At 70.6% G+C, this 9,573-nt stretch carries 7 protein-coding genes; 6 read left to right on the top strand and 1 reads right to left on the bottom strand.

Going from position 1 to position 9,573, the window contains the following annotated elements:
* Positions 1–198 precede the first annotated feature (198 nt).
* The gene (locus ACFXB5_RS50600; RefSeq protein ID WP_385222099.1) at positions 199–1,170 is read right to left on the bottom strand and encodes a hypothetical protein; all 972 of its coding nucleotides are present in this window, start codon (positions 1,168–1,170) and stop codon (positions 199–201) included.
* Between the two features lie 298 nt (positions 1,171–1,468).
* On the opposite strand from ACFXB5_RS50600, the gene ACFXB5_RS50595 reads away from it, so the two are divergent.
* From ACFXB5_RS50595 to katG, 6 genes are all read left to right on the top strand, one after another.
* Positions 1,469–3,640 carry a HAMP domain-containing protein gene (locus tag ACFXB5_RS50595; protein ID WP_385222096.1) on the top strand — a complete coding sequence of 724 codons (2,172 nt, stop codon included), beginning with the start codon at positions 1,469–1,471 and terminating at the stop codon, positions 3,638–3,640.
* Between the two features lie 9 nt (positions 3,641–3,649).
* Positions 3,650–5,185, top strand: a complete 1,536-nt coding sequence (pgsB, locus tag ACFXB5_RS50590) for a poly-gamma-glutamate synthase PgsB (RefSeq protein ID WP_385222093.1) — start codon at positions 3,650–3,652, stop codon at positions 5,183–5,185.
* A complete protein-coding gene (locus ACFXB5_RS50585; RefSeq protein ID WP_020866790.1) occupies positions 5,182–5,664 on the top strand; it encodes a poly-gamma-glutamate biosynthesis protein PgsC/CapC in 483 nt (160 codons plus the stop codon). The genes pgsB and ACFXB5_RS50585 overlap by 4 nt, the downstream gene beginning before the upstream one ends.
* Before the next feature lie 21 nt (positions 5,665–5,685).
* On the top strand, positions 5,686–6,747 hold the full coding sequence (locus ACFXB5_RS50580) for an NlpC/P60 family protein (protein WP_385222090.1): 1,062 nt from the start codon (positions 5,686–5,688) through the stop codon (positions 6,745–6,747).
* A gap of 114 nt (positions 6,748–6,861) precedes the next feature.
* Positions 6,862–7,299 (top strand): Fur family transcriptional regulator, encoded by a 438-nt coding sequence (locus ACFXB5_RS50575; protein WP_044568303.1) that lies wholly within the window; start codon positions 6,862–6,864, stop codon positions 7,297–7,299.
* Between the two features lie 34 nt (positions 7,300–7,333).
* Complete coding sequence (gene katG / locus ACFXB5_RS50570) at positions 7,334–9,547, top strand: catalase/peroxidase HPI (protein WP_385222087.1); 2,214 nt, start codon at positions 7,334–7,336, stop codon at positions 9,545–9,547.
* Positions 9,548–9,573: the final 26 nt, after the last annotated feature.

Here is a 9,573-nt window from a genome sequence, read left to right as displayed (position 1 = left end):
CCGCGCGCGCGTGGTTTGGCGCCCCGGGCGGGGGGGGGGGCCCCCCCCCACCCGCGGGGCGCCGGGGGCGGCCGCCCCTGGTATCGGGAAGGGGCGGGGAGGGGAACAGCCCGCCGCAGGCGTCACGATCCGCCGGGCGCCGCGTGGCCCGAGTCGTCCGTCGCCCACCGGGCGGTCACCGTGGGAACGGCAGGGCGATCAGCCCGAATCGTCCTTCGCCCACCGCGCGGTCACCGTGCCGATGGCCGCCACCGCGTTCCGGAGCTGTCTGTCGCTCGCGCGCACCGACCGCGCGAACTCGATGTGCAGGAACGGCACATGTTCGGTGGCGGCCCTGCGCCCCTGGACGTTGTCGCGCCCCTCCAGGGGGCAGTCGCGGACCCAGGCGCGGCAGACGGAGAAGTGCCGCGCGGTCAGGGCGGCCGCGAGGCGGCGGGCGTCCGGGCGGCCCGCCCGGCCCTTGCCGGTGGAGGCGACGACGTCCCGGCCCGGCGCGGAGTCGTCGGCGAAACCGTGGATCTGGACGCCGGGCAGCCCGCGCCGGGCGAGCTCGTCGCAGACCGCGTCGAAGACCGAGTCCGTGCGGTGGGCGGCGTCGGCGGCATCGTCGTCCCCGGCCCTGCGGTGGGCGCCCGCGAGCACCAGGACGCCGCCGGGGGAGTCCAGGAGCACGCGCGCGCCGAGCCGTTCGGTGTCCGCGTCGGAGACCGGGTGCGGCACCTGGACCGACCAGCGGACGGGTGCGGAGAGGTCCACATAGACCCGGGCCCAGCCGCGCGGGCCGGGCCCGTCCCCGGTGCGGTCGGACAGCTCGGCGTAGCGGTGGCCGGTGCCGGTGTCGGTGAGCGTACGGAGCCGGAAGCCGACGTCGGCGAGGAGTGGGCGGGCGCGGTCCGGGTGTCCGTCGAGGATCAGGCCCACCGCGTCGGCGACGTCCCGGCGTTCGGCGCGGCGCGGCTCCCGGTAGTCGCCGTCGGGGGCGATCCCGGCGGTGAAGTCGGTGATCCTTCGTTCCAGCGGGACCTCGGGGGCCCGCGCGCCGTCCGACGTTCGACCGTTGTCGTCTCCGGACGACCGGGCGATCATATACGTGCTCAATGCCGCCACGAGCAGGCCGAATGCGACCGTGATGGCCGCCACGGTGATCGCCTTCGCTCGTACCTTCGCCATGACCGCCTCATCGTAACCACCCGTTTTACAAGGGCATATCGGGATGAGGCGGGCGAAGAATGACCTTTGGGTGAACGACCGGCAAAGAATGCAAGACCGTCGTTTGCCCAGCCTTGGTTGAGACCAAACAGGTTTTCTCGTTTTTTCTTTCAGATGTGCAACCCTTTGATCCGTCTGGCTGTCTGACGGTCCGGATCGCACTCGAGTGCGCTCTGTGTGGTGTGAGTTGCGTGAGAGGAGCCCATCCGTGGCCGCTTCGCGTTCGAAGCGGCGGCACAAGGTCCGCCGAAGGGCCGACATGTCGCTTGTGGGAGGTATTCGTCCCCCCATAGCCGTGCTGTCGGTTCTGCTTCTCTCCCTCGCGGGAATCACCGCCCTCACCCTGGGCAAACCGGACAACGCCCTGGTCCCCAAGGCGGTCCTGACCTCGCAGCAGTACGTCGCCGAGGACGGCGCCATCGCGCTGCGGGCGTCGCTCGACGAGTCGGTCACCGACCTCACCGGCACGGCGACCCTCTTCAACGAGGGCAAGCCGGTCTCCGCCGACACCGTCCTGGACAAGGTCGGTGAGGTCTACCAGAAGTGGCGTGGCACCGCCGTCATCGAGATCAAGTCGGGCAAGATGCTCGCCGCCCGCGGCGAGAACGTCCCGCTGACCGCGATCGATCTCAGCAAGCTCTCCCGCGGTGACGGGCTGGCCCCGCGCATGGTGCGCCTGGAGAACGGCCAGACCCGACTGATCATCCCCGCCCTGCTGTCCTGGAAGGGTCAGCCGCAGCAGCTGCTCGTCGCCTCCAGCACCCTCAGCTTCCCCGGCGTCGACCTCGGTCCGGGCCGCGCCATCGGCGTCGTCGACTCCACCGGCCGGCTGCTCTCCAGCCATGGCGCCCTGGACACCGAGCGGGCGAAGAACCAGCTCGCCTCCTTCGCCAAGACCGCCGCGCGCAAGGGCCGGCAGCACCCCATCAAGGCCAAGGAGCCCGGCGCGGGCGGCTACACCGGCGTCAGCGGCCACCTCACCGGGGGCGCCGCCGAGGACGTCCGCACCGTCGGCGGCTACGCCACGCTCACCCCGCCCCAGCCCGGTGAGCCCACCACCGCCAGCAGCCTCGGGCTGACCGTCGTCACCGGGGTCGACGTCGCCGCCAAGGTCTCCCAGATCACCCGCCCCGCCTTCGGCGTGGCCGCCGCCGGTGCCCTGCTGCTCATCGGCGGGCTCGCGGTGATGGTGCTGCTGGGCACCGTGCAGCGCCCGCTGATCCGGCTGTTCCTGGAGAGCCGCCGCCTCACCCGCGGCGACCTCGCCCGCCCGGTGAGCGTGCCCAGGGCCGGGGAGGCCGCCCGGGTGGGCGCCGCCCTCGAGCGGCTGCGCCGCCAGCTCCAGGGCGAGCCCGCCGATGTCGAGGGCCCGGCCGTGCGCAAGGGCCTGGGCGCCCGCGCCCTGCTCGCCGTCTGTGCCGTCCTGCTGCTCGTCTGGTCGGTCCCGCTGATGCTGGTGCTCAACCGCGCCGACTCCTCCGTCAAGGTTCCGGCCCAGATCGTCCACGACCAGAAGTCCCGCACCGTCACCCTCAGCGACCGGGTCCGCCGCGCGCTCAACGAGGGCCACGCCGACCTGTCCGCGGTCGCCGCCCTGATCGGGGACCGCACCACGCCCGAGGACATGAAGAAGGTCCTGGAGCGCACCATGCAGGACCACGACCGCTACCAGTCGATGTACGTCCTCGGCGAGGACGGCGAGATCCTCGCGCGGGCCGGTGACGGCCCCCACCACGAGGACGGAAAGGCGCCCTCGAAGCAGGCCATCGAGGTGACCGGCGAGGGCGGCAAGAAGCCCGTGGTCACCGCCACCGCCCAGGCGCCCGGCCGGGGCGGCGCCGCCGTCGTCGGCGAGTTCCGCATCGAGTTCGTCAACGCGTTGCTGGGCCGCCAGGGCATGGGCGAGGTGCGTGTCGTGGACGCCAAGGGCCGGGTCATCGGCGGCGACTCCGGCTATATCGCCTTCGAGAAGGCGCCCTCGTACATGAGCTCGCTGCTCGCCACCAAGCAGGCGCACGCCACCGTCCAGCGCGGCGGCACCGTACGGGTCGCGGCGGTCGCGCCGTTCAGCGGCGGCGGCGCGGCCAAGTCGCTCCAGTGGAGGCTGGCCAGCTGGCAGCCCGCCTCGGGCCTGGCGATCCCCGAGTACAGCCTGCAGAACCGGACCGTGCTGGCCGGACTGCTGGGGCTGACCGCCGCGGCCGCCTGTCTGGGCTGGCTGCACATCGTCGTCGTACGGCCCCTGCGCGCCCTGGCCGGACAGGCCGAGGCGCTCGCCGCGGGCGACCGCAAGACCGTGCTGTTCCCACGCCACCACGACGAGGTCGGCGCCGTGGTCCGCAGCCTGGAGCTGATCCGGCAGCAGCTCCAGGGGCAGCCCCGCAAACGGGACGGCGGCAGCCGGACCCCCGTCGGCGTCGGAAGGAACTGAGGCCCCACCGTGCTCTTCCTCTACACCGTGCTCGTGGTGTGCGAGGCCGTCCTGCTGATCGCCGGCATCGTCGAACAGCGGCGGCACCAGACCAACCTCGATGTGATCCCCACCCGGGTCCTGGTCAACGGCATCCGCGGCAAGTCCTCCATCACCCGGCTGTGCGCGGGCGCCCTGCGCGGCGGCGGGCTGACCACCGTGGCCAAGACCACCGGTACGGCGGCCCGCTTCATCCACCCCGACGCCACCGAGGAGCCCGTCTACCGCAAGTTCGGCATCGCCAACGTGGTGGAGCAGATCGGCATCGTGCGCCGCGCCGCCGCCTACAACCCGGAAGCGCTCGTCATCGAGTGCATGGCGGTCATGCCGGCGCTCCAGGAGATCAACCAGTCCAAGCTGATCCGCTCCACCATCGGCGTGCTGTGCAACGTCCGCGAGGACCACCTCGCCGAGATGGGTCCCACGCTGGACGACGTGGCGCGCTCGCTGTGCCGGTCCATGCCGGAGAACGGCATCTGCGTCACCGCCGAGCAGGACCGTTTCCACATCCTCCAGGAGGAGGCGGACGCCCGGAACTGCCAGTTGATCTACGCCGACCCCGCGACGGTCAGCGACGAGGAGCTGCGCGGCTTCAGCTGGTTCACCTTCAAGGAGAACGTGGCCATCGCGCTCACCGTCGCCGAGCTGGTGGGAGTCGACCGCGCGACCGCCCTCCAGGGCATGTACGACGCCCCGCCGGACCCCGGTGTGCTCTCCGTCGAGCGGTACGCCACCGAGGACGGCAAGAAGCTGCGCTTCGCCAACGTCTTCGCGGCCAACGACCCCGAGTCGACGCTGATGAACATCAACCAGCTGCTCGACCTCGGCGCCATCCACCGCCCGCTCAACGTGGTCATCAACTGCCGCCCCGACCGGGTCGAGCGCAACGGCCAGATGGGCGAGATCATCCCCGATCTCGACCCCGAGCAGGTCTTCGTCATCGGCCACCCGGCCAAGTCCGCCATCGACGCCATCCCGGCCCAGTACCGGGACCGCGCGGTCGACCTCGGCGGCGACCGCCGGGATCCCGAGGAGTTCATGGCCGAGCTGCTCGGCCGCCTCGGCCCCGACTCCTCCCTGGTCGCCATCGGCAACATCCACGGCCAGGGCGAGATCCTCCTGGAGCACCTCGCCGAGCTGCCGCCCGACGAGAGCGCCGATGACACCCCGGAGGCACCGGCGGCACCGGCGGAGTCGGCACCCGGAGAGCGCCACGTCGAGTACGTGGACACGGTCCAGCTGTACGCGCCCCGCCTGGACCCCTACCAGGGCTACCCGGAGGCGTATGAGACCCGGTACGCCCCGGTGCACGTACCCGCTCAGCGCACCCCCGAGCGGCCGTACCCGCAGCCGGCACCCGACCAGGGCTCCCGGGAGCCCTGGCCCGCCGCCGTACCGGCCCCCGACGCTCCGCGGCCCCGCGGCCTGTTCGAGCCGCGGGTCCCGCCCGCCCCGCCCGCCGACGACTCCCAGCAGTGGCAGAACCCAGGAGAGCAGCACCGTTGATCCCCTCCGTCCTCACCCCTGAGATCGCCGCCATCGGCATCGCGATCGGGCTGCTCTTCTCGCTGGTCTGCTACCTGACCACCAACCTCTCGCCCGGCGGCATGATCACCCCCGGCTGGCTGGCGCTGACCCTCGTCGAGGATCTCCAGCGGGCCGCGATGGTCGTCGGGGTCACCGTGCTCACCTACGTGGGCACGCTGCTGATGCAGAAGTACGTGATCCTCTACGGCAAGCGGCTCTTCGCCGCGGTCGTCCTGCTCGGCGTGACCCTCCAGGCGACCGTGATGATCATCCTGTCGATCGAGTTCCCGCTGATGTACGCGAACCAGACCCTCGGCTTCATCGTCCCCGGCCTGATCGCCTACCAGCTGGTCCGCCAGCCCCGGGGGGCCACCCTGCTGTCCACCGGGTCGGTGACGCTGATGGCCTATGTCGTCCTCACCGCCGGAATCCTCCTCGGCGTCATGCCGTCCGCCTGACCCACCACCGGAGCCGATCCCATGCCACTGAAGAAGAAACGCCCCGTACTGCACGCCGTCACCGTGCTCGCGCTGCTCGGCGCCAGCGGCTATCTGACCGTGGAGCTCAGGAAGGACGAGCAGGACAAGACGCCCGCCACCCAGGCCGTCGTCGACGAGCCGAACCTGGAGAACGGCACCGGCCAGCAGAGCGGCAAGCAGACCTGGGAGCGGCTGAAGAACCCCGCCCGGACCATCCTGCGCGGCGGCAACGGCCAGATCCTCGCCACCTTCACCGATCGCGCCCGCACCGCCACCCTGCGCGGCCCCTCCCGCACCTTCAGCGAGCCCGCCAGCACCAAGTCCAAGGTGATCACCGAGGACTGGGTGCGGCTGATGCCGGAGCCGTGGGCCGAGGGCGCCGAGAAGGAGCAGTGGTTCAAGGACTGGTTCAAGGAGAACTACGCCAGCAAGAAGGAGGACCTCTTCGCGATCGCCTTCCAGTACGTGACGGGCGCGGCGGTCAAGAAGGACACCCAGGGCGTCCCGTACGCGGGCGACGCGGTCTTCGGGCCGTTCAAAGCGGACGGCGTGGACCGGCTGGAGCAGAACGACTTCTACGACTACCTCGGCATCTCCTACACCTTCCGCGACGGCACCACGCTGGCCGCGCGCAAGGAGCGCTACCGGGCGCTGGACTGCTCCGGCTTCATCCGCATGGTCATGGGCTACCGCGCCCGCTACCCCCTGATGGCGAGCAACGCCCTCGGCGACGGCCTGCCGCGCACCGCCAACGGCATGGCCCGCTCCAAGGTCGGCGTCGATGTCATCAAGATCCAGGGCCCCGGCCCCTGGTACACCCGGCCCACCAACATCGATGTTCTCCAACCCGGTGACCTGCTGTTCTTCAAGATGGATCACCGCACCGGCGACCATATGGACCATGTCGCCCTCTACCTGGGGCTGGACACCGACGGCCACCGCGTGTTCGTCTCCAGCCGCAAGGAGCAGAACGGCCCCACCATCGGCGACAACGGCGGTGTCTCCCGGATCGACGGCAACGGCTTCTACGCCGGGCTCTTCCGCAGCGCCAAGCGCCTCTGAGGGCCCAGGAGGGTAAAATCGGGCCGAATCAGGACAAAAATTTTACGCGCGGCGCTAGACTTTAACAGCTCGTTTCCTTGTAGCGTTCGCGTTTATGCGGGTAGGTTCTGCGCCATGACCGCATCCCAGACTCCGACCACTGCCGAGGAGCTGCGCGGTGTCGGCCTGCGGGTGACGGCCGCCCGTGTCGCCTTGCTGGAGACCGTCCGGGACGGTGATCACCTCGGGGTCGAGGCGATCGCCTCCGGGGTACGCGACCGTGTCGGCCACATCTCCCTCCAGGCCGTGTACGAGGCCCTTCACGCGCTGACGGCGGCGGGCCTCGTACGCCGCATCGAACCGGCCGGCAACCCGGCCCGGTTCGAAGGACGCGTCGGGGACAACCACCACCACGTCGTATGCCGGTCGTGTGGTGCCGTCGCCGATGTCGACTGCGCCGCCGGTGAGGCACCCTGCCTCACCGCGTCCGATGACCACGGCTTCTCGGTCGACGAGGCCGAGGTCATCTACTGGGGCCAGTGCCCCGACTGTTCCACCGCCACCAGTTCCTGAGCACCATGATCCGCCCTAGCGTGGAAGGATTCCCATGTCCGAGAACCATGAGGCAATCGTCGTAGACCCGAAGACAGAGGAAGCGGGGGGCTGCCCGGTCGCGCACGGGCGTGCTCCCCACCCCACGCAGGGCGGCGGCAACCGTCAGTGGTGGCCGGACCGGCTCAATCTGAAGATCCTCGCCAAGAACCCCCCGGCGGCGAACCCGCTGGGTGAGGAGTTCGACTACGCCGAGGCGTTCCAGGCCCTCGACCTCGCGGCGGTGAAGCGGGACATCGCCGAGGTGCTGACCACCTCGCAGGACTGGTGGCCCGCCGACTTCGGCAACTATGGCCCGCTGATGATCCGTATGGCCTGGCACAGCGCCGGCACCTACCGCATCAGCGACGGCCGCGGCGGCGCCGGTGCCGGTCAGCAGCGCTTCGCCCCGCTCAACAGCTGGCCGGACAACGCGAGCCTCGACAAGGCCCGCCGTCTGCTGTGGCCGGTCAAGAAGAAGTACGGGCAGAGCATCTCCTGGGCCGACCTCATGGTCCTCACCGGCAATGTCGCCCTGGAGACGATGGGCTTTACGACCTTCGGCTTCGGCGGTGGCCGTGCGGACGTCTGGGAGGCCGAGGAGGACGTCTACTGGGGCCCGGAGACCACCTGGCTCGGCGATGAGCGCTACACCGGCGACCGCGAGCTGGAGAACCCGCTCGGCGCGGTCCAGATGGGTCTGATCTACGTCAACCCGGAGGGCCCCAACGGCAACCCGGACCCGATCGCCGCGGCCCGTGACATCCGCGAGACGTTCCGCCGGATGGCGATGAACGACGAGGAGACCGTGGCCCTCATCGCCGGTGGCCACACCTTCGGCAAGACCCACGGCGCGGGCCCCGCGGACGCCGTCGGCCCGGACCCGGAGGCCGCCCCGATGGAGCAGCTGGGCCTCGGCTGGAAGAGCACCCACGGCACGGGCGCGGGCAAGGACGCCATCACCAGTGGCCTCGAGGTCACCTGGACCACCACCCCCACCCAGTGGAGCAATGGGTTCTTCAAGAACCTCTTCGAGTACGAGTACGAGCTCACCAAGAGCCCGGCCGGCGCCAACCAGTGGGTGGCCAAGGACGCCCCGGAGATCGTCCCGGACGCCTTCGACCCGAACAAGAAGCAGCGCCCGACGATGCTCACCACGGACCTCTCGCTGAAGTTCGACCCGATCTACGAGCCGATCTCCCGCCGGTTCTACGAGAACCCGCAGGAGTTCGCGGACGCCTTCGCCCGCGCCTGGTACAAGCTGACCCACCGCGACATGGGCCCGAAGTCGCTGTACCTCGGCCCGGAGGTCCCGGCGGAGACCCTGGTGTGGCAGGACCCGCTGCCCGAGGCCGAGGGCGAGGCCATCGACGCCGCCGACGTCACGGCGCTCAAGGCCAAGATCCTCGACTCCGGTCTGACCGTCTCGCAGCTGGTCGGCGCCGCGTGGGCGTCCGCCGCCTCCTTCCGCGGCAGCGACAAGCGCGGTGGCGCCAACGGCGCCCGGATCCGCCTGGAGCCGCAGCGCGGCTGGGAGGTCAACAACCCGGACGAGCTCGCGCAGGTCCTGCGCACCCTGGAGACCATCCAGGGCGAGTTCAACTCCGGCGCCAAGAAGGTCTCCCTGGCCGACCTGATCGTCCTCGGTGGCTCCGCCGCCGTGGAGAAGGCCGCCAAGGACGCCGGTGTCGACGTCGAGGTGGCGTTCGCCCCGGGCCGTGTCGACGCGACCGACGAGCACACCGACGCCGAGTCGTTCGCCGCGCTGGAGCCGACGTACGACGGGTTCCGCAACTACGTCGGCAAGGGCAACCGCCTGCCGGCCGAGTACCTGCTGCTGGACCGGGCGAACCTGCTCACCCTGAGCGCCCCCGAGACGACCGTCCTGGTCGGTGGTCTGCGCGTGCTGGGCGCGAACCACAACGGGTCCAAGCACGGCGTCCTCACCGAGACCCCGGGCAAGCTCACCAACGACTTCTTCGTCAACCTGCTCGACCTGGGCACGACCTGGAAGTCCACGTCCGAGGACCAGACCACGTTCGAGGGCCGTGACGCCTCGGGCGCGGTCAAGTGGACCGGCACCCGTGCCGACCTCGTCTTCGGCTCCAACTCCGAGCTGCGCGCCCTCGCGGAGGTCTACGCGAGCGACGACGCCAAGGAGAAGTTCGTGCGTGACTTCGTCGCGGCGTGGGTCAAGGTCATGAACCTGGACCGGTTCGACCTCGTCTGATCCGCTCCGAGCACACCGTCCAGGCC

It is taken from the genome of Streptomyces sp. NPDC059455, from assembly GCF_042750115.1.
Lineage (GTDB): Bacteria > Actinomycetota > Actinomycetes > Streptomycetales > Streptomycetaceae > Streptomyces > Streptomyces endocoffeicus.
This window is presented reverse-complemented; position numbering and strand designations above follow the sequence as displayed.